General features: G+C 73.5%; 20 protein-coding genes. 3 read left to right on the top strand and 17 right to left on the bottom strand.

What is annotated here, in order from left to right; translation table 11 throughout:
• Positions 1 to 3 precede the first annotated feature (3 nt).
• Both ASG49_RS12420 and ASG49_RS12415 read right to left on the bottom strand, forming a co-directional pair.
• Entirely contained in the window at positions 4 to 486 is a 483-nt protein-coding gene (locus ASG49_RS12420; RefSeq protein ID WP_056542302.1) for a dihydrofolate reductase, read from the bottom strand.
• 14 nt (positions 487 to 500) lie between these two features.
• Complete coding sequence (locus ASG49_RS12415) at positions 501 to 1,316, bottom strand: thymidylate synthase (protein ID WP_056542300.1); 816 nt, start codon at positions 1,314 to 1,316, stop codon at positions 501 to 503.
• Between the two features lie 34 nt (positions 1,317 to 1,350).
• Here ASG49_RS12415 and ASG49_RS12410 point away from each other — a divergent pair, with 34 nt between their 5' ends.
• Positions 1,351 to 1,896, top strand: coding sequence for a GNAT family N-acetyltransferase (locus tag ASG49_RS12410; protein ID WP_056542298.1), 546 nt, complete (start codon positions 1,351 to 1,353; stop codon positions 1,894 to 1,896).
• Positions 1,897 to 2,071: 175 nt separating this feature from the next.
• Here the strand turns inward: ASG49_RS12410 and ASG49_RS12405 are convergent, their stop codons facing one another.
• From ASG49_RS12405 to ASG49_RS12370, 9 genes are all read right to left on the bottom strand, one after another.
• Positions 2,072 to 3,700, bottom strand: coding sequence for a M4 family metallopeptidase (locus ASG49_RS12405; RefSeq protein ID WP_056542296.1), 1,629 nt, complete (start codon positions 3,698 to 3,700; stop codon positions 2,072 to 2,074).
• Positions 3,701 to 3,839: 139 nt separating this feature from the next.
• Positions 3,840 to 4,586, bottom strand: coding sequence for a 4-hydroxy-tetrahydrodipicolinate reductase (dapB, locus tag ASG49_RS12400; protein ID WP_056542294.1), 747 nt, complete (start codon positions 4,584 to 4,586; stop codon positions 3,840 to 3,842).
• A 152-nt stretch (positions 4,587 to 4,738) separates the two neighbouring features.
• A complete protein-coding gene (locus tag ASG49_RS12395; RefSeq protein WP_056542291.1) occupies positions 4,739 to 6,019 on the bottom strand; it encodes a pitrilysin family protein in 1,281 nt (426 codons plus the stop codon).
• Positions 6,016 to 8,253, bottom strand: a complete 2,238-nt coding sequence (locus ASG49_RS12390) for a polyribonucleotide nucleotidyltransferase (protein WP_056542289.1) — start codon at positions 8,251 to 8,253, stop codon at positions 6,016 to 6,018. The genes ASG49_RS12395 and ASG49_RS12390 overlap by 4 nt, the downstream gene beginning before the upstream one ends.
• Before the next feature lie 236 nt (positions 8,254 to 8,489).
• Positions 8,490 to 8,765: a 30S ribosomal protein S15 gene (rpsO, locus tag ASG49_RS12385; protein WP_082534095.1), complete on the bottom strand. Its 276-nt coding sequence runs from the start codon at positions 8,763 to 8,765 to the stop codon at positions 8,490 to 8,492.
• Positions 8,766 to 8,931: 166 nt separating this feature from the next.
• Positions 8,932 to 9,810, bottom strand: a complete 879-nt coding sequence (locus ASG49_RS12380) for a serine/threonine-protein kinase (protein WP_056542286.1) — start codon at positions 9,808 to 9,810, stop codon at positions 8,932 to 8,934.
• Positions 9,807 to 11,546, bottom strand: a complete 1,740-nt coding sequence (locus ASG49_RS12375; protein ID WP_056542285.1) for an ABC transporter ATP-binding protein — start codon at positions 11,544 to 11,546, stop codon at positions 9,807 to 9,809. Before ASG49_RS12375 ends, ASG49_RS12380 begins: the two co-directional genes overlap by 4 nt.
• Before the next feature lie 109 nt (positions 11,547 to 11,655).
• A complete protein-coding gene (locus ASG49_RS18650) occupies positions 11,656 to 11,823 on the bottom strand; it encodes a hypothetical protein (RefSeq protein ID WP_156384323.1) in 168 nt (55 codons plus the stop codon).
• 232 nt (positions 11,824 to 12,055) lie between these two features.
• Complete coding sequence (locus ASG49_RS12370; RefSeq protein ID WP_056542282.1) at positions 12,056 to 13,780, bottom strand: AMP-binding protein; 1,725 nt, start codon at positions 13,778 to 13,780, stop codon at positions 12,056 to 12,058.
• A gap of 122 nt (positions 13,781 to 13,902) precedes the next feature.
• Between ASG49_RS12370 and ASG49_RS12365 the strand changes: the two genes are divergently transcribed.
• A complete protein-coding gene (locus ASG49_RS12365; protein WP_082534094.1) occupies positions 13,903 to 16,149 on the top strand; it encodes a molybdopterin-dependent oxidoreductase in 2,247 nt (748 codons plus the stop codon).
• Positions 16,142 to 18,037, top strand: coding sequence for an alpha-amylase family protein (locus ASG49_RS12360; RefSeq protein ID WP_056542281.1), 1,896 nt, complete (start codon positions 16,142 to 16,144; stop codon positions 18,035 to 18,037). The genes ASG49_RS12365 and ASG49_RS12360 overlap by 8 nt, the downstream gene beginning before the upstream one ends.
• Positions 18,038 to 18,116: 79 nt before the next feature.
• Here the strand turns inward: ASG49_RS12360 and ASG49_RS12355 are convergent, their stop codons facing one another.
• From ASG49_RS12355 to ASG49_RS18340, 6 genes are all read right to left on the bottom strand, one after another.
• Complete coding sequence (locus tag ASG49_RS12355) at positions 18,117 to 19,181, bottom strand: hypothetical protein (RefSeq protein ID WP_200936304.1); 1,065 nt, start codon at positions 19,179 to 19,181, stop codon at positions 18,117 to 18,119.
• A complete protein-coding gene (locus tag ASG49_RS12350; RefSeq protein ID WP_056542279.1) occupies positions 19,178 to 20,131 on the bottom strand; it encodes a bifunctional riboflavin kinase/FAD synthetase in 954 nt (317 codons plus the stop codon). Before ASG49_RS12350 ends, ASG49_RS12355 begins: the two co-directional genes overlap by 4 nt.
• A 23-nt stretch (positions 20,132 to 20,154) precedes the next feature.
• Complete coding sequence (gene truB, locus ASG49_RS12345; protein ID WP_255355132.1) at positions 20,155 to 21,045, bottom strand: tRNA pseudouridine(55) synthase TruB; 891 nt, start codon at positions 21,043 to 21,045, stop codon at positions 20,155 to 20,157.
• Entirely contained in the window at positions 21,042 to 21,524 is a 483-nt protein-coding gene (rbfA, locus tag ASG49_RS12340) for a 30S ribosome-binding factor RbfA (protein WP_056542277.1), read from the bottom strand. The genes truB and rbfA overlap by 4 nt, the downstream gene beginning before the upstream one ends.
• A 163-nt stretch (positions 21,525 to 21,687) precedes the next feature.
• Positions 21,688 to 24,627, bottom strand: coding sequence for a translation initiation factor IF-2 (gene infB, locus ASG49_RS12335; protein WP_056542275.1), 2,940 nt, complete (start codon positions 24,625 to 24,627; stop codon positions 21,688 to 21,690).
• A gap of 101 nt (positions 24,628 to 24,728) precedes the next feature.
• On the bottom strand, positions 24,729 to 25,103 hold the full coding sequence (locus tag ASG49_RS18340; protein WP_082534093.1) for a YlxR family protein: 375 nt from the start codon (positions 25,101 to 25,103) through the stop codon (positions 24,729 to 24,731).
• Between the last annotated feature and the right edge of the window lie 42 nt (positions 25,104 to 25,145).

The raw sequence follows: 25,145 nt of genomic DNA, 5'->3' as shown, positions 1-25,145 counted from the left end.
GCCTCACCACAGGGCGAGCCACCGGATGGTCCACGCCGGGTCATCGTCGAGGTGCTCCTCCCGACGGGTCTCGACCCAGTCGGCCTCGTCGAAGTCGGGGTAGTGGGTGTCGCCCTCCGGGGCGAGGTCGACCTCGGTGAGGACCTGCTCGGTCGCGAACCGGATCGCCTCGGCGTACAGCCGGCCGCCGCCGCCGACGTTGACCACCTCGTCGAGGCCGGCACCCACCTCGAGCGCCTCCTCGAAGGACCGCGCGACCAGCACGCCCTCGTGGGCCCAGGCCCGGTCGCTGGTCACCACGATGCTCTGCCGGTCGGGCAGGGGGCGCCCGATGCCCTCGAAGGTGGCGCGGCCGAGCACCAGCGGGTGGCCCACGGTGGTGCGCTTGAAGTGGGCGAAGTCGGCCGGGATCCGCCAGGGGATGCCGCCCGTGGCCCCGATCACGCCGTTGCGGGCGCGCGCCGCCACGAGCACGACCCGCGTCATCGGCCGCTCACGCGCTAGACCGCGATGGGGGCGCGGATGCCCGGGTGGGGGTCGTAGCCCTCGAGCCGGACGTGCTCGAGGTCGAAGGCGTCGAGCTCGCGCACGGCCGGGTCGAGGTGGAGCGTGGGCAGCGGTCGGGGCTCGCGGGTGAGCTGGAGCTCGGCCTGCTCGAGGTGGTTGAGGTAGAGGTGGGCGTCGCCGAAGGTGTGCACGAAGTCGCCGACCTCGAGGTCGACGACCTGGGCCACCATGTGGGTCAGCAGCGCGTAGGAGGCGATGTTGAACGGCACGCCGAGGAAGACGTCGGCCGAGCGCTGGTAGAGCTGGCACGACAGCCGTCCCCGTTCCCCGGGCTCGCGGGGCGGGGCGACGTAGAACTGGAACAGCGCGTGGCACGGCGCCAGCGCCATGGCTGGGATGTCGGCGACGTTCCACGCCGAGACCAGGTGGCGGCGGGAGTCGGGGTCGCGGCGCAGCTGCTCGACCACCTGCGCGACCTGGTCGACGTGGCGGCCGTCGGGCGTGGGCCAGGAGCGCCACTGGTAGCCGTAGACCGGGCCCAGGTCGCCGTCGGCGTCGGCCCACTCGTCCCAGATCGAGATGCCGCGGTCCTGCAGCCACTTCACGTTGGTGTCGCCACGCAGGAACCACAGCAGCTCGCCGAACACCGAGCGGGTGTGGACCTTCTTGGTGGTGACCAGCGGGAAGCCGGCGGTCAGGTCGAAGCGCAGGTGGTGGCCGAAGACGCTGCGGGTGCCCGTGCCGGTGCGGTCGGACTTCTCGACGCCGTCCTCCAGCACGTGGCGGAGGAGGTCGAGGTAGGCCTGCATGGGGCCAATCTACCGTCGGTGCCAGGATGGCCCGATGAGCAGTGCCGACGTCTCAGCCCGTGTCGCCTGGGCCGACGACGCCCCCGCGATCGCGGCCGTCCAGGTCCGCGCGTGGCGGACGTCGTACGCCGAGCTGCTGCCCGCCGAGGTGCTCGCCGCCCTCGACCCCGAGCAACTCGCCTCCGGGTGGCGCGAGGCGCTGGCCCGGCCCGCCGACGCCCGGCAGCGCACCCTGGTGGCGCTGGAGCGCAACACCGTCACCGGGTTCGTGCTGACCGGGCCGACGGCCGACCCCGACCGCGACCCGGTCGCGACGGGCGAGCTGACCGACCTCACCGTCGACCCCCACGTGCGCGGCGCCGGCCACGGCTCCCGGCTGCTGCAGGCCGCCGCGGACACGCTGGTGGCCGACCGGTTCACGCGGGCCGTGACCTGGCTGCCGGCGCGCGACGACGCGCTGCGGGCCTTCCTGACCGGGGCCGGCTGGGGACCCGACGGGGCGCACCGCACCCTCGACCTGCTCGGCGACGGCGCCGTGACGTTGCAGCAGGTCCGGCTGCACACCTCGTTCTCCGACTGAGCCAAGTGTCGGGACCGGGCCGACCCCCGGACGCACCTGACCGCCGGGGCCATCCGGGCCACCCGAGAGGGGCCCGGAGACGCACCGGCGGTCGTGGAGGGTGGACGGGGGGCCACGTGTGCCCAACACGGGCCCCCCGTCCGGGGGGATCCTGACCTTCCAGGGGGGAGGAAGGTCAGGACACGTTGACCGCGCGCCAGGCGGCGGCCACCGTGGTGGACTCGGTGCTGGACGCGCCGTACAGGTCGCGGGCGGCGTTCAGCGTGGCGGTGCGGGCCCCGGCGTACGTCGTGCCGGAGGTCATGTAGACCGACAGCGCGCGGAACCAGATCTTGCCGGCGGCGTCGCGGCCGATGCCGGTCACCGAGGAGCCGTCGCACGTCGAGGAGGCGTGCGGCTTGCCGCCGATGGTCTTGGCGCCGGAGCCCTCGGCCAGCAGGTAGAAGAAGTGGTTGCCGATGCCCGAGGAGTAGTGCACGTCGGCCGAGCCGGCGGTCGCCGAGTAGCAGTTCAGCGAGCTGCCGTCGGAGGAGGGGTCGTCCATCCGGCGGAAGCCGACGCCCTGGGCGAGGTCGAACTCCTCGCCGATGTAGTAGTCGGCCGGGTCGTTGGCGTTGGCGGCGTAGAACTCCACGAGGGTGCCGAAGATGTCGGAGGTGGCCTCGTTGAGGCCGCCGGACTCGCCGGAGTAGGTCAGGTTGGCGGTGTTCTCGGTGACGCCGTGGCTCATCTCGTGGCCGGCCACGTCGAGGGAGACGAGCGGACCGAAGCTGGTGCCGTCGCCGTCGCCGTAGGTCATCTTCGAGCCGTCCCAGAAGGCGTTGACGTACTTGTTGCCGTAGTGGACGCGGTTCAGCGACCCGGTGCCGTTGCCGAAGATCCCGTTGCGGCCGTGGACCTGGGCGAAGTAGTCCCAGGTCTCGTTGCTGCCGTACTGCGCGTCGGCGGCGGCGCTCGCCCGGTTGGCGTTGGTGCCGTTGCCGAAGGTCGTGGTCGAAGAGGTGACCAGGGTGCCGTTGGAGCAGCCGCTGCCGGTGAGCTGGCAGATGTAGGAGTCCTGCTTGTTCTTCATGTCGGTGGTGTAGGTGCCGCCGCGGACGCCGGCGTTCTTGAGCTGGTACGACGAGCCGGACTGCGTGACGCTCAGCGGGACGGTGCCGCTGTAGAGCGTCTGGCCCGAACCGTCGACGTTGACGATCTCCTGCTCGGTGCGGATCACCTGGCCGGTCGTGGCGTCGACGTAGGTCGCGAGGCGGCTGGGCGTCTGGTCGGCCTGGGTGCCGCCGCTCATCACCTTCCACGCCAGCCGCGGCTGCGCCCCGCGGGCGTCGACCACCAGTGTGCTGCCCTCGACCTGCTCGCCGGCGATGGCGCGGGTGGCCTTGCTCGGGGCGAGCGCCTTGGCGCCGGCGGCGGACCTGGTCACGGCAGGCGTGACGCCCAGGGTCAGGGTGTCGTCGAGGGTCTGGCTCGCGCCCTTCCAGCCGCCCGCGGGGCCCTGGTGGACGACGAGGTCACCGCCGACGACCGGGAGGCCGCGGTAGCTGCGCTCGAAGCGCACGTGGCTGGTGCCGTCGGCGTCGACGACGGTGCCGACGGCCTTCAGCTGCTGCGACGCGGCGTACTTCGTGGTGCCGGGGTGGGCCTCGACGGCGGCCAGGGCGCGGTCGACGCGGGCGCCGGACGGGTCGGCGGTGACCGAGGGACCGGACGCGGCGGTCGCGGGCGCGACCTGGGTGCCGGCGGCGGCGGCCGAGGCGAGGGCCGCGGCGGCGGCGCTGAGGAAGGCGGTGGTGGGACGCATGCAGCTGCTCGTTTCGCGGGAGGAGGTGGTCCGGGACGGGCTTCCCGGGGCTCCTCCAGCGTGCCCGTGCCGCGGTCTCCTGGCACCGGGCTGGCGGGTGCACGATGGTGCGTTGCACGTTCGTGCAGAGTTGCGGACCTCAGAGGTCGAGGAACGCCTCCAGGCCGACGGTCAGGCCCGGGTGGTCGGCGACCTGCCGCAGGCCCAGCAGCACCCCGGGCGTGAACGACGCGCGGTCCATGGAGTCGTGGCGGATGGTCAGGGTCTCCCCCGGCCCCCCGAGCACCACCTCCTGGTGGGCGACCATGCCCCGGATCCGCAGCCCGTGGACGCGGATCCCGTCCACCTCGGCCCCCCGCGCCCCGTCGAGCGCGGTGCTGGTGGCGTCCGGCGGTGCACCGAGCCCGGCCTCGGCACGGGCGGCGGCCACCAGCTGCGCCGTACGACGTGCGGTGCCCGAGGGCGCGTCGGCCTTGTCGGGGTGGTGCAGCTCGACGATCTCGACCGATTCGTAGAACCGCGCCGCCTCCGCTGCGTACCGCATCATCAGCACCGCGCCGACGGAGAAGTTGGGGGCGATCAGCACGCCCGTGGCCGGGTGCTCCTCGAGCCACCCGCCGAGCGTGGCGAGCCGGTCGTCGTCGAACCCGGTGGTGCCGACCACGGCGTGGATGTCGTGCGCGACGCAGAACTCGAGGTTGGCCATCACCACGTCGGGGTGGGTGAAGTCGACCACCGCCTCGGCGCCCGCCTCGGTCAGCGTCGCCAGGTCGTCCCCGGCGTCGACTCGCGCAACCAGCTCGAGGTCGTCGGCCTCCTCGACCGCCCGGCAGACCTCACGACCGACCTTGCCCAGCGCGCCCAGCACGCCCACCTTCGTCGTCACGGGCCGAGGCTATCGAGCCCCGACGCGACGGATGCGCGGCGCGTCGTACGACGTGGGGAGGAACCGGACACCTGAACAGGCGAAACTGCCCGTTCGTGACCGGTATGCCCGTTCTCGCGGGCAGTTTCACCGGCTGGCCGGTGAAACTGCCCTCAGGCCGGCCCCACCGTCGCGAGCGTCTGCGGCCGGGAGAACACCTCGGCGGCGAGGGTGCGTACGTCGGCGGGGGTGATCGCCTCGATGCGGGTCAGCACCTCGTCGACCGAGCGGAGGCGGCGCTGGAAGAGCTCGGCCTCGCCGAGGCGGGTCATCCGGGAGCCGGTGTCCTCCAGCGAGAGCACCAGGCCGCCGCGGGCCTGGCCCTTGCCGCGCTCGACCTCGTCGTCGTCGAGTCCGTGGCGAGCCACGAGCGCGACCTGCTCGCGCACCACGCGGAGCAGCTCGTCGGCCTTGCCGGGCAGCGAACCGGCGGCGACGCCGACCATGCCGGCGTCGGAGTAGCCGAGGCCGAAGGAGTAGACCGAGTAGGCCAGGCCGCGCTTCTCGCGCACCTCCTGGAACAGCCGCGAGCTGGAGCCGCCGCCGAGGCCGGCGTTGAGCACGTTGAGGGTGAGCCGCCGGGGGTCCGAGCGCGTCATGCCCTGCACCCCGAGCACCAGGTTGACCTGCTCGAAGGGCCGGGTCGCGAAGACCTCGCCGACCCGGAAGTCGCGGGGTGCCTCGGCGAGCCGGGGGCCGCGCGGGGAGGCGTCGTTGGCCAGGAAGTCGCGGCCGGCGAACGCAGCCGTGACCCGGCGTACGACGTCGTCGTGGTCGACGTTGCCGGCCACGGCCACGACGGTCGAGGCGGCCACGTAGTGCTGGCGGTAGTAGCCCTCGACCTGGTCTCGGGTCAGCGCCCGGATCGACTCGGCGGTGCCCGCGATGGGCAGCGCGAGCGGGGTGCCGGCCCATGCGGTCTCGGCGAACAGGTTGTGCACGACGTCGTCGGGGTCGTCGTCGTGCATCGCGATCTCGTCGAGGATGACCTCGCGCTCGGCCTCGACGTCCTCGCCCTCGATCAGCGAGGAGGTGAGCATGTCGCCGAGGACCTCGAGCGCCATCGGCAGGTCCTCGTCGAGGACGCGGGCGTGGTAGCAGGTGTACTCACGCGCGGTGTAGGCGTTGAACTCACCGCCGACCTCGTCGAAGGCGGTGGAGATGTCCATCGCCGACCGGGTCGGGGTGCCCTTGAAGAGCAGGTGCTCCAGGAAGTGGGAGGCGCCGTTGAGGTCGGCCGCCTCGTCGCGCGAGCCGACCTGGACGAAGACCCCGACCGCGGCCGAGCGGACGCCCGGCACGTGCTCGGTGACCACGCGCAGGCCGCCCGGCACGACCGTGCGGCGCACGCCGGCGGGCAGGGAGCCCGCCGGCGTGGCAGCAGCGGTCGTCACGCGGTCTCGGACTCCGAGCCGCCGTCGGTCTCGCCCGCGTCGGACTCCTCGACCACGGGGGCCAGGGAGAGCTTGCCGCGGTCGTCGATCTCGGAGATCTGGACCTGGAGCTTCTGGCCCACCGAGACGACGTCCTCGACGTTGTCCACGCGCTTACCGCCGGCCAGCGCACGCAGCTTGCTGATGTGCAGCAGGCCGTCCTTGCCGGGCAGCAGCGAGACGAAGGCGCCGAAGTTGGTCGTCTTGACCACGGTGCCGAGGTAGCGCTCGCCGACCTCGGGCATCGTCGGGTTGGCGATGGCGTTGACCGCGGCACGCGCGGCCTCGGCGGCCTCCCCGTTGACGGCGCCGATGTAGACGGTGCCGTCGTCCTCGATCGACAGGGTCGCGCCCGTGTCGTCCTGGATCTGGTTGATGACCTTGCCCTTGGGGCCGATGACCTCGCCGATCTTGTCGACGGGGACCCGCACGGTGATGATGCGCGGGGCGTGGACCGACATCTCCTCGGGACCGTCGATGGCCTCGGCCATCACCTCGAGGATCGCCAGGCGGGCGTCGCGGGCCTGGGTCAGCGCACCGGCCAGGACCTCGGCGGGGATGCCGTCGAGCTTGGTGTCGAGCTGGAGCGCGGTGACGAACTCCTTGGTGCCGGCGACCTTGAAGTCCATGTCGCCGAACGCGTCCTCGGCGCCCAGGATGTCGGTCAGGGCGACGAACTCGTCCTTGCCGTCGACCTGGCCGGAGATGAGGCCCATGGCGATGCCGGCGACCGAGGCGCGCAGCGGCACACCGGCCTGCAGCAGCGACAGGGTCGAGGCGCAGACCGAGCCCATCGAGGTGGAGCCGTTGGAGCCCATCGCCTCGGAGAGCTGGCGGATGGCGTAGGGGAACTCCTCGCGGCTGGGCAGCACGGGCAGGAGCGCGCGGCGCGCGAGCGCACCGTGGCCGACCTCGCGACGCTTGGGCGAGCCCACGCGACCGGTCTCGCCGGTGGAGAAGGGCGGGAAGACGTACTTGTGCATGTAGCGGCGGTGCTTCTCCGGCGACAGCGTGTCGAGCTGCTGCTCCATCTTGAGCATGTTCAGCGTGGTGACGCCCAGGATCTGGGTCTCGCCGCGCTCGAACAGCGCCGAGCCGTGCACCCGCGGGATGACCTCGACCTCGGCCGAGAGGGTGCGGATGTCGGTGAGGCCGCGACCGTCCATGCGGACCTTGTCGCGCAGCACGCGCTCGCGGACCAGCGACTTGGTCAGCGAGCGGAACGCGGCGCCGACCTCCTTCTCGCGACCCTCGAACTGGCCGGCGACCTTCTCCAGCAGCGAGGCCTTGACCTCGTCGAGGCGCTCCTCGCGCTCCTGCTTGCCGGCAATGGTCAGCGCGGCGGCGGTGTCGTCCTTCACGGCCGACTCGACGGCGGCGTACACGTCGTCCTCGTAGTCGAGGAAGATCGGGAACTCCTGGACGGGCTTGGCGGCCTGCTTGGCCAGCTCGGCCTGCGCCTCGCACAGCTGCTTGATGAAGGGCTTCGCGGCGTCGAGGCCCTGGGCCACGACCTCCTCGGTCGGCGCCTGCTGGCCCGACTGCACGAGCTCCCAGGTGGTCTCGGTCGCCTCGGCCTCGACCATCATGATGGCGACGTCGCCGGTCTCGGTGACGCGGCCGGCCACGACCATGTCGAACACGGCGGTCTCGAGCTGCGCGTGGGTCGGGAACGCGACCCAGCGGCCGTCGATGAGGGCGACGCGGGTGCCGCCGACCGGGCCGGAGAACGGCAGGCCGGAGAGCTGGGTGGAGGCGGACGCGGCGTTGATCGCGAGCACGTCGTAGGGCTGGTTGGGGTCCAGCGCCATCACGGTGATGACGACCTGGACCTCGTTGCGCAGACCCTTCTTGAAGGTGGGCCGCAGCGGGCGGTCGATGAGGCGGCAGGTGAGGATCGCGTCCTCGCCGGGCCGGCCCTCGGAGCGGAAGAACGAGCCGGGGATCTGGCCCACGGCGTACATCCGCTCCTCGACGTCGATCGTCAGGGGGAAGAAGTCGAAGTGGTCCTTGGGGTGCTTGCCCGCGGTGGTCGCGGAGAGCAGCATCGTGTCGTCGTCGAGGTAGGCCGTGACGGCGCCGGCGGCCTGGCGGGCGAGCAGCCCGGTCTCGAACTTGACGGTGCGCTGGCCGTGGGGGCCGTTGTCGATGACGGTCTCGACGGCGAAGACGTCGGTTCCTGTGGTGTCGGTCAAAAGATCGTCGCTTTCGTTGGCGAAGCGATCCGCGGCCGCGTCGTGGCCGATCTTCGATCGAAGCGACTGGTGTCCGGGAGGCGTGCCGCCTGCTGGCGTCGGTCCTCCGGGGAGGACACCAATCCCTACTACCGAGGACCGGGCCGCAGGGCTCGCGGACCACTCCTGGGGGGATCAGGGATGTAGTTGTGTTCTAACACGTTCGGCCCACCCGGGAGGGTGAGCCGAACGGGGTGTCAGCGTCGCAGGCCGAGGCGGGACACGATCGAGCGGTAGCGCTCGATCTCGGTCTTCTCCAGGTAGTTCAGGAGACGACGGCGCTGGCCGACCAGCAGCAGCAGGCCGCGCCGGCTGTGGTGGTCGTGCTTGTGGGTCTTCAGGTGGTCGGTGAGGTGGGAGATGCGGTGGCTCAGCAGCGCGATCTGCACCTCGGGAGAACCGGTGTCGCCCTCGACGGTGGCGTACTCGGCGATGATCTTCTTCTTGGTCTCGGCGTCAGTACCGATCGACACGACGAACTACCTGTCTCTCTTGTCTCGTTGCGCGGCGCGCCGGGGCCTGTTCACCCGGGCACTACTGGTCCGCGGCCGTTGCACGGCGGTGCCACCCGGGCCGGGAACCGGCCCTGGGCAACTGTCCCAGGCTAGCAGCGGGGGGCACCGCACCCGAAATCGTGCCTCACGCGTGCGCGTGGGGCTCCAGCACGCGGCGTACGTCGTCGAGCCCGGGACGCGCCGCCGGGTCGGTGCGCAGGCAGGTGAGCAGCAGGTCGCGCACGTCGTCGGGCACCAGCGCGGCCGGCAGCCGCGGCGGCCGGGGGGCGCGGCGGTGCAGCAGCGGCAGCCGCCTCCGGGAGTCCCAGGTGGCCTCGTCGCCGTGCGGCAGCTCGGAGGTCAGCGCCTCGACCAGGGTCACCGCCAGGCCCCACACGTCGGTGGCCGGGCCCAGGCCGGAGCCGCGGGCCTGCTCGGGTGCGAGGTAGCCCCGGGTGCCGGCCCCCGGCCGCCCCTCCCCCGGCCGGCCGACCAGGCTGAGGTCGATCAGCGTCACCCGGCCCGCGTCGACCACGACGTTGGCCGGCTTGACGTCGAGGTGCAGCCAGTCGTGGCGGTGCAGGTAGCCCAGCACCGAGACCAGCTGCAGCCCCAGCCCGGCGGTGTCGGCCAGGCCGAGCGGCTCGTCCTCGACGAGCGCGGCGAGCGTCGCCCCGCCGAGGACCTCCAGGACCAGTGCCGGGGGCTCGTCGTGCACCTCGTAGCAGCGCACCAGGTGGGGGTGGGCCAGCGTCGCGAGCACCTCGCCCTCGCGCCGGGTCGCCGCGACCACGCGCGGCTCGTTGCGCCGGTCCTCGCGCAGCACCTTGACCACGCTGCGGCAGCCGCGGTCGAGGTCGTGGGCGTCGTAGGTGTCCATCCGGCGGCCGTGCGAGAGCAGCGACACCACGACGTGGCCGGGGAGCACCTGCTCCCCGGGCGGCACCGTGCCGAGCGGGACCACGACGGGCGGGACCACGACGGGCGGGACCACGACGGGCGGGACCACGACGGGCCCGGTCACGCCGGCACCGGCTGCAGCGCGCCGAGGTCGACCACCCGGTCGACGTGGGCCAGGACCCGCGGGTCGTGGGTCAGCACCAGCACGGTCCGGCCGCGCTCCGCCGACAGCGGCGCGAGCAACCGGGCGGCCGCCTCGTCGTCGAGGCCGGTGGTGGGCTCGTCGAGCACGAGCACCGGCGCGTCGCGCAGCAGCGCCCGGGCCACGCACAACCGCTGCCGCTGGCCGCCGGAGAGCAGCCGGCCGCGCTGGCCGACGCGGGCGTCGTACGCCGCGGGCAGGCGCTCCACGAACTCCTCGGCGCCGGCGCGTCGTACGGCGTCGCGGACCGCCGCTCTCGACGCGCCCGGAGTGCCGAGGGCGACGTTGTCGTGCACGCTGGCGTCGAGCAGCAGGGTCTCCTGCAGCACGATCGAGACCGAGGCCCGCACGGAGTCGAGCGTGTGCGCCGCCAGGTCGTGGCCGTCGAGCAGCACGCGGCCGGCCGTGGGCTCGAGGTGGCGGGTGAGCAGGTAGGCCAGGGTCGACTTGCCGACGCCGCTCGGCCCGACGAGCGCGACCCGCTCGCCCGCGGCGACGTCGAGGTCGAGGTCGCGCAGCACCGCCCGGTCGGCGCCGGGGTAGCCCACGGTGACGCCCCGCAGGCTGACCGCCCCCGGGCCGCGGGGCAGCGCGGTCGCCCCGGGCCGGTCCTGCGGCACCGGCTCGTCGAGCAGCTCGACGACGCGCTCGACGCCGGCCGAGGCCGCAAACATCTCCGGCAGCAGGTCGCCGAGGTCGCGGGCGGGGCGGTAGCACTGCACCAGCAGGGTGAGGAAGGCGAGCAGGCCGCCCAGCGTCAGCCGCTCGGACTCCAGCGCCCACACGCCCATGGCGACCACGAGCAGCACGCCGAGCAGCTCGACGAGGTCGACGACGGGCAGGAAGACCGCGCGCACGCGGCTCGAGGCCAGCTCGGCCGCCATGATGGCGCGGTTCTGCCGGTCGTACGCCGCCTCGGTCTCGCGCTCCGCGCCGGCGGTCTGCACGAGCGCCGCGCTGCCGAGGCTCTCCTCGGTGACCGAGCCGAGCGCCCCGCCCCGACGTCGGCGCTCCCGGCTGAGGTCCTTGACGAGGTGGGCGAAGCGCGAGGACACCCACCAGAAGGCGGGGACCACGACCAGCGAGGCGAGCGCGAGCTCCCACTGCAGGAAGAACAGCGCGCCGACGAAGAACAGCAGCCGCAGCACGGTGCCGACGACCTCGCTGAGCTGGCCGACCATGAAGGTCTCCACCTGGGCGATGTCGCTGCTGAGTCGCTGCAGCACGTCGCCGAGCCGGCGCTGTGCCAGCCGCGGCAGCGGCAGCGCGAGCGCGTGCGCGAAGGAGCGGCCGCGCAGCCGCACCAGGAAGTGCTGGGTGATCCAGGTCGAGAGGTAGTCGTCGGCGCCGGAGACGCCGGCGCTGAGCAGGTTCAGGCCGAGGTAGAACGCCACCAGCAGCGGCAGCGCCTCGAAGGAGGCGGGCACCAGGACGTCGTCGACGAGCCGCTGGAACAGCAGGATCTCGACCACCTCCACCGCCGGGGCGGCGGCCAGCAGCAGCAGGCCCAGCAGCAGGTGGCGGGAGTAGGGGCGCAGGTCGGGCCAGAACCGGCGTACGACCTGGGCGAGGGTGAGCCCGGGGGCCTCCTCGACCACCGGGGCCTCGTCGTGCTGGGGCCGGAGCAGGGCGCCGGCCCGCTGCCACCTCGTCGTCATCTGTCGTCCTCGCCGTGCGTCGTCGCTGCGTGCTGTGATGGCCGTCCGGGCGGGTGGCTCCCTGATCGAGCCACCCGCCCGGACCTGTGCCTGCGGTGGTGCCGTGCCGTCAGTCGGTGCTGCGGCTGCGGGCCGCACGGCGACGCAGCCGCCGGCGGCGCATGATCCGCCGACGGCGCCGACGCCGGCGGCGGCGCTGGTCGTCGGAGCTGTCCGAGCGCGCCGAGCGCGCCATCCGGGCCGGCTGGAGCGAGGCGAGGATCGTGGAGCGTGCCATGGTCGTGCCTTCCTGTGGGGGTGGTTTCCCTGACGAGGAAGACACTCGCGGTGATGCGTGAGGTGCGGGTGAGGTCAGCGTGAGAGGGCTCTCACGGGGGCCGCACTCCCGGAGACGCGCGGACACACGTCCCGACGGGTGTCCGGTTCTGTCCGGATTTCGACGTACGCCGCTCGGACTTGTGTCCGCGCGTCCACGTGGGATCGGGGCGGGTCAGCGGGATCGGGGCCGGTCAGCGGGTGGTGCGGAGCTCCTCGAAGTCCTCGTAGCGCCACTCCCCCGCGCGCGCCTCGCCGGCGGCCGCCTCGTCCTCGAGCCCGCGCAGCTCGACGCGGCGGATCTTGCCCGAGACGGTCTTGGGCAGCTCGGCGAACTCGACCCGGCGCACGCGCAGGTAGGGCGGCAGCTGGTCGCGGGCGTGGGCGAGGATCGACAGCGCCGTCTCGCGGGTGGGCTCGTGGCCGGCGACGAGGGTGACGTAGGCCTTGGGCACGGCCAGCCGCAACGCGTCGGGAGCGGGTACGACGGCCGCCTCGGCGACCGCCGGGTGCTCGATCAGCACCGACTCGAGCTCGAACGGGCTGACCTTGTAGTCGCTGGCCTTGAACACGTCGTCGGTGCGCCCGACGTAGGTGATGTAGCCGTCCGCGTCCCGGGTCGCGAGGTCGCCGGTGTGGTAGTAGCCGCCCGCCATCGCCTCGGCGTCGCGCGCCGGGTCGCCCTGGTAGCCGGTCATCAGCGGCAGCGGTCGCCCCTGGGGCCCGTCGAGGTCGAGGCAGATCTCGCCCTCGGTCGCCGACGGCTCGCCGGTGAGCGGGTCGACCAGCACCACGGGCACGCCGGGCAGCGGCCGCCCCATCGAGCCGGGCCGCACCTCGGCGCCGGGGGTGTTGCCGACCGCGGCCGTCATCTCGGTCTGGCCGTAGCCGTCGCGCAGCGTCATCCCCCACTGCTCCTGCACCTGCGCGATCACCTCCGGGTTGAGCGGCTCGCCCGCCCCGATCAGCTCGCGCAGCTGCCCCGGCCCGCCGGCGAGGTCGGACTTGATGAGCATCCGCCACACCGTCGGCGGCGCGCAGAAGGTGGTGACGCGCTGCTCGCGCAGCCGGGCCAGCAGCGAGGCCGGCTCGAAGCGCGCGTAGTCGAGCACCACGATCGTGGCCTCGGCGATCCACGGCGCGAAGAAGCACGACCACGCGTGCTTGGCCCAGCCGGCGGAGGAGATGTTGAGGTGCACGTCCCCCGGTCGTACGCCGAGCCAGTACATCGTCGACAGGTGGCCGACCGGGTAGGAGACCTGGGTGTGCTCGACCAGCTTGGGCCGCGAGGTGGTGCCCGAGGTGAAGTAGAGCAGCAGCCGGTCCTTTGCCTGCGTCCCCGGGTGGTCCAGCGCCACGGGGTCGGCCGGGTCCGCGGCGTACCCGTCGGCGAAGGTGTGCCACCCCTCGGCGGCGCCCACGCTGATCCGGGTCCAGTCGCCGGGCACCCCGTCGAACGTGGCCACCGCGGCGGCGTCGACGACCACGTGGCGCACCTCGCCCCGCTCGATGCGGTCGGTCAGGTCGGCGGGGCCGACGGCCGTGGTCGTGGGCATCACCACGGCGCCGAGCCGCATCACCGCGAGCATCGCCTCCCACAGCTCGACCCGGTTGCCGAGCATCACGATGACGGCGTCGCCGCGGCGTACGCCCAGGCCGTGCAGCCAGCTCGCGAGCCGACGGGACCGGTCGAGCAGCTCCGCGAACGTGTGGGCGGCCGAGGAGCCGTCCTCCTGCACGACCACGAGGGCGCGGGCGTCGTTGCCCTCGGCGACCACGTCGAACCAGTCGTGCACCCAGTTGAAGGGGCCGGTGATCTCGGGGTAGCGGAACTGCTCGACGGCCTCCTCGTAGCGGCCGCCCCAGCCCAGCAGGCGGTCGCGGGCGTCGCGGTAGAGGTCGGTGGCAGACGTGGTCATCGGGTTCCCTCCGGCGGTGGCTGGTGGGGCCACCCTGGCACCTCGGAGGTCGCCGCGGGAGTCCTCGGAGGCGTCCCGCGAGACCGTCGGCGACGTCGGCGCCGCGTGCGAGGATGCCCGGCATGACCACCGCCCCCACCGACGTCCCGACCGAGACCCGGCTGACGGCCTGCAACCTGTGCGAGGCGATCTGCGGGCTGGTGCTCACCATCGAGCAGCGTCCCGAGGGGCCGGCGGTCACCGGCGTGCGCGGCAACCCCGACGACCCGCTCTCGCGCGGGCACGTGTGCCCCAAGGGCGTGGCCATCGCCGACGTCCAGGCCGACCCCGACCGGCTGCGCGCGCCGGTACGCCGCGTCGGCCGCGGCGCCGACGCGACCTGGGAGGAGATCTCCTGGGACGAGGCGATCCGGCTCGCCGCGGACGGCCTCGCCGACACCCAGCGGCAGCACGGTCGCGACGCGGTCGGGGTCTACCTCGGCAACCCCAACGTGCACTCGCTCGGCGCCATGACCCACGGGGTCCGGCTCGCCAAGACGCTGCGCACCCACAACACCTACAGCGCGACCTCGGTCGACCAGCTGCCGGCGCAGCTGCTCGCCTGGCAGCTCTACGGCCACCAGCTGATGATCCCCGTGCCCGACCTCGACCGCACCGAGCTGTTCCTGGTCGTCGGGGCCAACCCGATGGCCTCCAACGGCTCGCTGATGACCGTGCCCGACTTCCCGGCGCGGGTGCGCGAGCTCAAGGCGCGCGGCGGCCGGATGATCGTGCTCGACCCGCGGCGCACCGAGACCGCCAAGGTCGCCGACGAGCACCACTTCGTGCGGCCCGGGTCCGACGCCGCGGTGCTGCTCGCGATGGTGCACGTGCTGCTCGAGGAGGACCTCACCGAAGTCCCCTCCTACGTCCGGGGCGTCGAGGCGGTCCGGTTGGCCGTCGCCGACCTCACCCCCGAGCGTGCCGAGGCGGTCTCCGGGCTGCCGGCCGAAGAGATCCGTCGGCTGGCGCGTGACCTCGCCTCGGCCGGGCGCGCGGCGGCGTACGGCCGGATGGGGCTGTCCACCCAGGGGTTCGGCTCGCTCGGCCAGTGGGCGGTCCACCTGCTCAACGTGCTGACCGGCAACCTCGACCGCGAGGGCGGCGTGATGTTCACCGAGCCGGCGATCGACGTCGTCGGCAGGGGCCTGGTGGGCCGGGGACACCTCGGCGCCTGGCGCAGCCGGGTCCGGGGCCTGCCCGAGTTCTCCGGCGAGCTCCCCGTCAGCGCCCTGCGCGAGGAGATCGAGACCCCCGGTGACGGCCAGGTGCGGGCGATGCTCACCGTGGCCGGCAACCCCGTGCTCTCGACCCCCGACGGCGCCGGGCTCTCCCGGGCGATGGAGGGCCTCGACTTCATGGTGTCGGTCGACATCTACCTCAACGAGACGACCCGGCACGCCGACGTGGTGCTGCCCCCGACGACCGCGCTCGAGCGCGACCACTACGACCTGGTCTTCCACGCCCTGGCGGTGCGCAACACGGCGCGGTTCTCCCCCGCCGTGCTGCCCCAGCCGGCCGGCTCGCGCCACGACTGGGAGATCTTCCGCGACCTCGCGCTGCGGATCTCCGGGCGGCGCCCGGCCCGCGGCGCCGCGCGGCTCAAGCGGCTCGCCGACGCCGCGGTGCTGCGGACCAGCCCGACCCGGCTCGTGGAGCTGTTGCTCCTCGCCGGTCGCCGCACCTCGCTCCGCGCGCTGCGCGCCCACCCCGAGGGCGTCGACCTCGGCCCGCTGCGCCCGGTGCTGCCCGGCCGGCTGCAGACCCGCGACAAGCTGGTGCACCTGGCCCCCGACCTGGTGCTCGCCGACCTCGACCGGCTCCGCCGCAGCCTCGACGCCCCGCAGCCGGCCGACGGCGAGCTGCTGCTCATCGGGCGGCGCCACCAGCGCACCAACAACTCCTGGATGCACAACACGCCGCGGCTGACCCGGGGCAAGGCACGCCACCACCTCCTCGTCCACCCCGACGACCTGGCCGCGCGCGGCCTGGCCGACGGCGACCGGGTGCGGATCACCTCCCGCGTCGGCAGCGTCACCACCGAGGTGCAGGCCACCGACGACGTGATGCCCGGCGTGGTCTCGCTGCCCCACGGCTACGGCCACGGTGGCCCGGGCAACGCCGGCACCCGGCTGGCCCACGCCAACGGCGTCGTGGGCGTGTCGGTCAACGACCTGACCGACCCCGAGCGGCTCGACGTCTCCGGCAACGCCGCGCTCAACGGCGTCCCGGTGACGCTCGCGCCGGCGGACGCCCACGACGACGGGTCGGGGCACGACGCCGCCACGGCGGTCGCCGAGCCGGCCCCGGCATACTCCTCCCGTGCCTGAGCCCCGCGCCGCGGTCCCCGGCCTCGACGAGGTCCTCGCCCCGCTCCCCGTACACCGCCGCCAGCTCTTCGAGGCCCGGGTCGCGCGGTGGCGGCCCGACCTCGACGCCGCGCTGCGTCCGCTGTACGACGCGCCCGCCGCGGTCGGCGACCGGCTGGTGCTGCTCGCCGCCCGGGCGTTCGCCGCCCGGTCCGAGGAGCTGCACGCGCTCGACCTCGAGCGCTCACTGGCCCCCGACTGGTTCCAGCGGCCCGACGTCGTCGGCTACGCGGCGTACGCCGAGCGGTTCGGCGGCGACCTCGCCGGGGTGGCCGGGCGGGCGTCGTACCTGCAGGAGCTGGGGGTGCGCTACCTGCACCTGATGCCGCTGCTCACCCCCCGGCCGGCGCCCAACGACGGCGGCTACGCCGTCATGGACTACCGCACCGTGCGCTCCGACCTCGGCACCGTCGACGACGTCGCCCGGCTGACGGCCGAGCTGCGCGGCCGCGGCATCAGCCTGTGCCTCGACCTGGTGCTCAACCACGTGGCCCGCGAGCACGAGTGGGCCCGGCGTGCGGTGGCCGGCGACCAGGTCCACCGCGACTACTTCCTGGTCTTCGAGGACCGCGAGCTCCCCGACGCCTACGAGCAGACGCTGCCCGAGGTGTTCCCCGACTTCGCGCCCGGCAGCTTCAGCCACGACGCCGAGCTCGACGCGTGGGTGTGGACGACCTTCAACGACTACCAGTGGGACCTCGACTGGTCGAACCCCGCGGTGCTGTGCGAGTTCGCCGACATCATCTGCTTCTGGGCCAACCACGGCGTCGAGGTGTTCCGGCTCGACGCGATCGCCTTCACCTGGAAGCGGATGGGCACCAGCTGCCAGAACCAGCCCGAGGTGCACGCGCTGACGCAGGCGCTGCGCACCGTGGCCCGGATCGCGGCCCCGTCGGTGCTGTTCAAGGCCGAGGCGATCGTCGGGCCGCAGGACCTCGTGGCCTACCTCGGACAGGGCGCCCACCACGGCAAGGTCAGCGACCTGGCCTACCACAACAGCCTGATGGTGCAGATCTGGTCGATGCTGGCGACCCGCGACGTGTGGCTCGCGAGCCGCGCGCTGCAGCAGCTGCCCGCCCCGCCCTCGACGACGGCGTGGGTGACCTACGCCCGCTGCCACGACGACATCGGCTGGGCCGTCGACGACGCGGACGCCGCGGCGGTCGGGGTCACCGGCCACGGCCACCGCGCGTTCCTCTCCGACTTCTACTCCGGCGACTTCCCCGGCTCCTGGGCCCGCGGCCTGGTGTTCCAGGAGAACGAGGAGACCCGCGACCGGCGGATCTCCGGCTCGCTGGCCTCGCTGGCCGGCCTCGAGGCCGGCGACCCCGACGCCCCGGCCCGGATCCGGCTCGCCCACGCCCTGGTGCTCGGCTTCGGCGGGGTGCCGGTGATCTGGATGGGCGACGAGCTCGGGCTGCTCAACGACGCCGCCTGGGACCAGGTGCCCGAGCACGCCGAGGACAACCGCTGGGTGCACCGGCCGGTGATGCCGTGGCCCGAGGACGGCTCGACGCCGCGCGACGCCCACGGCATCGGCGACGACCTGCGGCAGCTCGTGGCCGCCCGTCGGGCACTGCCCCACCTGCACGCCTCGGTCGGCGCGGAGGTCCTCGACCCGGCCGACCCCGGCGTGCTGCTGGTGCTGCGACGCCACCCCCTCGGCCCGATGCTCGGCGCCTACAACGTGACCGGCTCACCGCGCCCGGTGCCCGTCGAGGTGCTCCACTCCGTCGGGCTCGACCCCGCCGACCTGGTCGACCGCACGTCCGGCGAGCAGCCGGTCGTGCGCGGCGGGGCGGTGCTGCTGCCGGCGTACGGCGCGGCTTGGCTGACCTCGGGTGGGTGAGCGGGCAGTTTCACCGGCTAGCCGGTGAAACTGCCCTCCGACGTCCGGAATGCCCGGTCTCGCGGGCAGTTTTGCCCGCTCAGTCGCCCCGGGCGGCGAGGTACGTCGCGCGGGAGGACACGGCGCGGTCGAGCTCGGCCTTGATCTCGGTGAAGAACTGCTCGCGGTAGGTCTCGTCGGTGACGGCGTAGACGGTGAAGTAGAGGCCGGAGAAGGCCGCGAGGAACACCGAGACCTGCACCAGCTCCACCGAGAGGTTGTCGGCCCACGGCAGCGCCGAGATCGAGTCCTGGCCGGTCCACGCCTCCTGCACGCCGTGGGTCATCACCAGGCCACCGAAGACCATGAAGAAGCCGAACACCGACAGCGCGAGCAGCAGCACCTGCACCGCCTGGGCGACCATCAGCACGAGCACCAGGTTGGCCCGTTCGAGACCGCTGATCTGCGGGGCGTCGACCTGGTCGCCCACCCGGTCGAGCTCCTCGGGCAGCCGCGCCAGCAGGAACACCACGGCGATCGCGGCGAACATCAGCACCGTCAGCCACAGCACGCCGCCGTCGAGGTTGGCCGAGAGCTGCCACACCTCGGCGTTGATGAACAAGAAGGTGATGAACAGCAGCAGCAGCGGCAGCGCCCGGGTCACCAGGGGCAGCAGCAGGTGCAGGCTGCGCAGCGTGTGCCGGCCTGCCCAGCGGGCGATCGGCCACGCGCCGAGCTTGGTCCCGGCGTACGCCGCCGCGGCGAGGCCGGTGACCGTGAGCAGCGAGGCGGGCGCCAGGCTGGGCGTGCCGGCCAGCCACGCCAGTGCGATGCCGCCGAGCAGGCTGAGCAGCGCGACGCCGACCAGCCCCACGAGCAGGCGGGGGTCGCGCAGCGCCCGGTGGGCCCGCTCGCGACGCTCGGGCACGAACCACGGCAAGCCGTGCTCGACGAACCAGCGGTCGTCCTCGGGCGAGGTGGCGCGCGGCCGGCCGCGGAGGAGGCCGGGCTGGGCCGGCCGGCCGGGCTGGTCGCGCTGGTCGGGCTGACGCGGCTGGTCGGACTGGTCGGGCTGACGCGGCTGGTCGGGCTGACCCTGGTCGGGCCGGTCCGACTGGTCGGGTCCGGCTGCGAACGGGACGGTGGGCGGCTGCTCCTCGCTCACGCGGTGCCCTCCAGCAGCTCGCGGGTGCGCTCGACGTCGAGGGTCATCCGCTCCAGCAGCTCCTCGACGCCGTCGAAGCGGACCATGCCGCGGATCCGCGCGGTGAAGGTCACCTCGACGGTGCGGTCGTAGAGCTCGATCCCCTCCCGGTCCAGGACGTAGGACTCCACGCGGCGGTCGCGCTCGCCCTCGAAGGTCGGGTTGGTACCGACGCTGATCGCGGCCGGCAGCCACTGGCCCTGCAGCGGGTCGCCCTCGTCGAGGACGCGCAACCGGCCGGCGTACACCCCGTCGGCGGGGGCGGCGAGGCCGTGGGTGGGCACGTTGGCCGTGGGGTAGCCGAGCTCGCGCCCACGCTGGTCGCCGCGGACGACCTGGCCCACCAGCGAGAACGGGCGGCCGAGCGCCTCGGCGGCACCCTCGACGTCGCCGGCGGCCAGGCAGGTGCGGACGTAGGTCGAGGACCAGACCTGCGGGCCGCCGTCGAGCTCGATGCCCTCGGCGGTGAAGCCGTGCTCGCGGCCGAACTCGCGCAGGAACGCCACGTCGCCGGCAGCGCGGGCGCCGAAGCGGAAGTTCGCGCCGACCACGACCGCCCTCGCGTGCAGCCCGTCCACGACCACGCGCCGCACGAACTCCTCGGGCGTCCACGCCGCGACCTCACGGTCGAAGGGCAGCACGAACACGTCGTCGACCCCGGCGTCGGCGAGCAGGGCGCAGCGGGTGCCGACCTCGGTCAGCGTCTGGGGCGCGTGGTCGGGCCGCAGCACCGCGATCGGGTGCGGGTCGAAGGTGACGGCGACGACGCGGTGGCCGAGCTCGTCGGCCAGCTCACGCGTACGCCGCAGCACCGCCCGGTGGCCGAGGTGCACGCCGTCGAAGTTGCCGATGGTCACCACGGTGGCGGCGAGGTCGGCGGGGACGTCGTCCAGGGATCGCCAGATGCGCACGGACGAACCCTACTGGCGCCCGCTCAGACGAAGACGGCCACGGCCCGGGCCTGCGGCCCCGCCTGCTCGTAGAGCGCCAGGAAGGTGCCGTCGGGCGCGAACAGCGCCACCGGGCCCGGGCTGCCGAGCTCCAGGTCGAGCTTGCGGCCGACGCGCACGTCCAGTGCCTGGCTCTCGTCGAGGTCCACCGAGGCGAACGCCGCGCGGGCGGCCACGGCGATCGGCACCACGCCGGGCTCGGCCTCCAGCTGCTCGAGGGTGCGGGCGACGTCGAGCGCGAACGGGCCGACCGTCGTACGCCGGAGCGCGGTGAGGTGGCCCCCGGTGCCCAGCTGCTCCCCCAGGTCGCGCGCCACGGCGCGGACGTAGGTGCCGGTCGAGCAGTGCAGGGTGAGGTCGACGTCGCTCATCTCGCGGCGGGTGTGGTTGGTGCGGCGTACGTCGTGGACGACGAGCTCGTGGATGGTCACCCGCCGGGAGGCGAGCTCGACCTGCTCACCGGCCCGGACCCGGTCGTAGGCACGGCGGCCGTCGACCTTGATCGCGGAGACCGCGGAGGGCACCTGGTCGAGCTCGCCGACGAAGCCGGCCAGAGCCGTACGGACGTCGTCCTCGCTGGCGGCGACGAACGACGTGGTCAACACCTCGCCCTCGGCGTCGTCGGTGGTCGTGGAGGCCCCGAGACGGATCGTCGCGTCGTAGGTCTTGTCGCTGAGCTGCAGGTGGCCGAGCAGCCGGGTGGCCCGACCGACCCCGAGGACCAGCACGCCGGTCGCCATCGGGTCGAGCGTGCCGGCGTGCCCGACCTTGCGGGTGCCGAGGATGCGGCGGGTCCGGGAGACCACGTCGTGGGAGGTCATCCCCCCGGCCTTGTCGACGACGACCAGGCCGTGGGGGCCGTCGGGACGGCTCACGCCCGCGGGTCGTCCGCGCGGTCGTCCAGCCCGTCCTCGAGGTCGTCCTCGTCGGGCTCGGGCTCGCGGGGCTTCTTGTAGGGGTCGGCGTCCCCGGCGTACGCCCCTTCGGCGGCGCGGCGCGCCGCCTCGGCGTCGGCCGCACGCACGCGCTCGAGGAGGTCGTCGATCTCGCGCGCGGTCTCGGGCAGCGCGTCGCGCACGAACTCCAGCGTCGGCACCTGCCGGATGCCGAGCTGCTTGCCCACCTCGGAGCGGATCAGCCCGCGGGCCGACTCCAGCGCCGCGGCCGTGCCCTCGTGGTCGGACTCCTCGCCGAGGACGGTGTAGAAGATCGAGGCGTGCTGGGTGTCGCCGGAGACGCGGACGTCGGTCACGGTGACGAACCCCAGCCGGGGGTCCTTGATCCGGCGCTCGAGCATCTCCGCCACGACCACCTTGATGCGGTCGGCGATCTTGCGCACGCGGGGGCTTGCCATGGTGGGTCCTGTTCTGTGCCTGGGGCCGGACGGGTCACTGTCGGTTTCACAGGGGACCTTGTGAAACTCACGCTCCCCGTGCGAAGTTCTGCCCGGGAAGCTGCGGTTTCACAGGGGACCCTGTGAAACCGCAGCCCGGTCCGTCGTACGTCGTGCCGCGGGATCAGCCCCGCGGGATCTCCTTCATCTCGAAGGCCTCGACGATGTCGCCCTCCTTGATGTCGTTGAACCCGCGCAGTACCAGACCGCACTCGAAGCCCTCGCGGACCTCGGAGGCGTCGTCCTTCTCCCGCTTGAGCGAGGCCAGGTCCAGGTTGTCCTGGATCACGGAGCCGTCGCGGATCAGGCGCACCTTGGCGTTGCGTCGGATGACGCCGCCGGTGACCATGCAGCCCGCGATGTTGCCGATCTTGGAGCTGCGGAAGATCGCACGGATCTCCGCCTGCCCCAGGGTCGACTCCTCGTACTCCGGCTTGAGCAGGCCCTTGAGCGCCGCCTCGATCTCCTCGATGGCCTGGTAGATCACCGAGTAGTAGCGGATCTCCACGCCCTCCTTGTCGGCCATCTCCGTCACCTTGCCCTGCGGGCGGACGTTGAAGCCGATGATGATCGCGTCGGAGGCCGCGGCCAGGTCGACGTTGGTCTCGGTGATCGCACCGACACCGCGGTCGATGACGCGCAGCGAGACCTCGTCGCCGACGTCGATCTGGGCCAGCGAGTCCTCGAGGGCCTCGACCGAACCGGACACGTCGCCCTTGAGGATGAGGTTGAGCTCCTGGCTCTTGCCCTTCTCCATGGAGGCCATGAAGTCTTCGAGGCTGCGACGCACGCGACGCTTGGCCTGCATGGCCGCCCGCTCGCGCGACTCGCGCTTCTCGGCGATCTGGCGCGCCATCCGGTCGTCCTCGACCACGATGAAGTTCTGCCCTGCGCCGGGGACGCCGGAGAGACCGAGCACCATCGCGGGACGCGAGGGGTAGGCCTCCTCGATGTTGTCGCCGTGCTCGTCGATCATCGCGCGGACCCGGCCGTGGGCCGGACCGGCGACGATCGAGTCGCCCACGCGCAGCGTGCCGCGCTGGACCAGGATCGTGGCGACCGGGCCGCGACCGCGGTCCAGGTGCGCCTCGACGACCAGGCCCTGGGCGTCCTGCTCGGGGTTGGCGCGCAGGTCGAGCGACGCGTCGGCGGTGAGCACGACGGCCTCGAGCAGCTTGTCGAGGTGCAGCTGCTCCCGGGCGGAGACGTCGACGAACATGGTGTCGCCGCCGTACTCCTCGGGGACCAGGCCGTACTCGCTGAGCTGGCCACGGACCTTGGTCGGGTCCGCCGCAGGCACGTCGATCTTGTTGACGGCGACCACGATCGGCACGTTGGCAGCCTTGGCGTGGTTGAGCGCCTCGACCGTCTGCGGCATCACGCCGTCGTCCGCCGCGACCACGAGGATCGCGATGTCGGTGGCCTGGGCACCACGGGCACGCATGGCGGTGAACGCCTCGTGACCGGGGGTGTCGATGAGGGTGATGCGACGCTCGTCGCCGTCGACCTCCGCCGCGACCTGGTAGGCGCCGATGTGCTGCGTGATGCCACCGGCCTCCTTGTCGACGACGTTGGCGCTGCGCAGCGCGTCGAGCAGCTTGGTCTTTCCGTGGTCGACGTGGCCCATGACGGTGACGACCGGCGGCCGCGCCTCGAGCATGTCCTCGTCGCCCTCGTCGGAGCCGAACTGGACGTCGAAGGAGTCGAGCAGCTCGCGGTCCTCGTCCTCGGGGGAGACGACCTCGACGACGTAGTTGAGCTCGTCGCCGATCAGCTGCAGGGTGTCCTCGTTGACCGACTCGGTCGCGGTGACCATCTCGCCCAGGTGGAACAACATCTGCACCAGCGAGGCGGCGTCGACGCCGATCTTCTCGGCGAAGTCGGTCAGCGAGGCGCCACGCGCCAGGCGGACGGTCTCGCCGTCGCCCTTGCGGACGCGGACGCCGCCGATCGTCGGGGCCTGCATGGCCTCGAACTCCTGACGACGGGCGCGCTTGCTCTTGCGACCGCGACGCGACGGGCCGCCGGGGCGACCGAAGGCACCCTGCGTGCTGCCGCGCTGGCCGGGACGACCCCGACCGGGACCACCGGGACGACCGGGGGCACCGCCGCCGGGCGCACCGCCCGGACCGCCGCCGAAGCCGCCGCGGCCGGGAGGGCCGCCGCGCGCCGGGGCGCCACCGGGACCACCGCGACCCGGGCCGCCGGGACCACCACGGCCGGGGCCGCCGGGGCCACCACGGCCGGGACCGGCACCGAAGGCGGCCGGGGACTTGGGCATCATCGCCGGGTTGGGGCGCGGCATGCCGTCGCGACCGGCCGGGGGCCGGGGCGGACGCTGCGCGTCGTCGCCCGCAGCGGCGGGCGCGCCCGACTGCGGGCGGGGCGCCGGACGGCGACCCATGCCCTGGGTCGAGCTGAACGGGTTGTTGCCCGGGCGCGGCGCGCCGGGACGGGGCGGCCGGGGGCCGGGCTTGAAGCCGGCGCCACCGGAGGGACGCTCCTCCTCGCCACCCTCACGGGCGGCCGGCGCCTCGGGAGCCGCAGGGCTCTCGGGGGCGGCCGGAGCACTGGGGGCGCTGGGGGCGCTCGCCGCGGGGGCGGGTGCCTCCGGGGCGGCGGGCTCGGGGGCGGGCTTGGACCGGGGACCGGGACGCGGGCCCGGTCGGGCCGGGGCGGCCGACGGGGCCTGGGCGGCCGGGGCCGCGGGGGCCTCGGCGGCAGGAGCCTCGGGGGCGGGTGCCTCGGCGGCCGGCGCGGCGGGAGCCGTGGGGGCGGCGGGAGCCTCCGGGGCCGGGGCCTCGGTGGGGGCCGCTGCCGCGGGCGCGGCGGGGGCCGACGGGGTCGCCGACGGCGACTTCTTGGCGGCCTTCTTGGCGGCAGCGGCGTCGGCCTTGGCCTTCAGCTCGCTGCCGTAGGTGTCGTTGAAGCGCTTCTCGACGAGCGGGTTGATGCCCGACGACGGCGCCTTGACGAACTCGCCCAGGTCGCCGAGGAGGGTGATGACCTCCTTGCTCGGCACGCCGTACTTCTTGGCGAGATCGCTGACTCTCGTGTTTGCCACGGATTTCCTCCTGGTCCGAGCCCGTCCAGGAGGGCAACGAACCGCTAGTTGATGTGCTTGCTCATCGCGCGGTACTCAGTGCGAGGTGTCTCATCGCAGGCTCATGAGCTCGTGCTCCCGTTCCGGATGGGTGCTGACTGGGTCGGTGCTGGTGGTGCTGGGAGTTGCAGGTCCGCGAGGTGCCGGCGCAGCCGGTCGAGGCTGAGTGCTCCTCGGGCCTGAGCATCATGCCGCAGGGCCCGGGTGAAAGCACGTTTGCGCTCGGCCAGCGCCAGGCACGCGACCGTGGGGTGCAGGTGCGCCCCACGGCCCGGTGCGGAGCCGACCGGGTCGGGCTCGACGTGCCAGGGGGCCTGGCCATCGGGACCCGCACGGACGACCACCCGCAACAGCTCGCGCTTGGGGGCCTTCCGCCGACACCCGACACAGGTCCGGACGGGTCCGTCGCCGCGCTGCGTGTCCTGCTGGAAAACCACCGTGGGCCACTCTACCGGGCGGCTCGCCCCAGCCCTAACCGG

The sequence above is a fragment of the Marmoricola sp. Leaf446 genome (assembly GCF_001424755.1).
Taxonomy (GTDB): domain Bacteria; phylum Actinomycetota; class Actinomycetes; order Propionibacteriales; family Nocardioidaceae; genus Marmoricola.
Note: the sequence above shows the minus strand (reverse complement) of the source record. Positions and strands in the feature narration are given on the sequence as shown.

Excerpts from the sequence above, each read along its gene's own strand:
- ASG49_RS12410 (WP_056542298.1), top strand. The coding sequence starts at position 1,351 with ATGAGCAGTGCCGACGTCTCAGCCCGTGTCGCCTGGGCCGACGACGCC.
- ASG49_RS12415 (WP_056542300.1), bottom strand. The coding sequence starts at position 1,316 with ATGCAGGCCTACCTCGACCTCCTCCGCCACGTGCTGGAGGACGGCGTC.
- ASG49_RS18650 (WP_156384323.1), bottom strand. The coding sequence starts at position 11,823 with ATGGCACGCTCCACGATCCTCGCCTCGCTCCAGCCGGCCCGGATGGCG.
- ASG49_RS12375 (WP_056542285.1), bottom strand. The coding sequence starts at position 11,546 with ATGACGACGAGGTGGCAGCGGGCCGGCGCCCTGCTCCGGCCCCAGCAC.
- ASG49_RS12420 (WP_056542302.1), bottom strand. The coding sequence starts at position 486 with ATGACGCGGGTCGTGCTCGTGGCGGCGCGCGCCCGCAACGGCGTGATC.
- ASG49_RS12370 (WP_056542282.1), bottom strand. The coding sequence starts at position 13,780 with ATGACCACGTCTGCCACCGACCTCTACCGCGACGCCCGCGACCGCCTG.
- rbfA (WP_056542277.1), bottom strand. The coding sequence starts at position 21,524 with ATGGCAAGCCCCCGCGTGCGCAAGATCGCCGACCGCATCAAGGTGGTC.
- ASG49_RS12405 (WP_056542296.1), bottom strand. The coding sequence starts at position 3,700 with ATGCGTCCCACCACCGCCTTCCTCAGCGCCGCCGCCGCGGCCCTCGCC.
- ASG49_RS12365 (WP_082534094.1), top strand. The coding sequence starts at position 13,903 with ATGACCACCGCCCCCACCGACGTCCCGACCGAGACCCGGCTGACGGCC.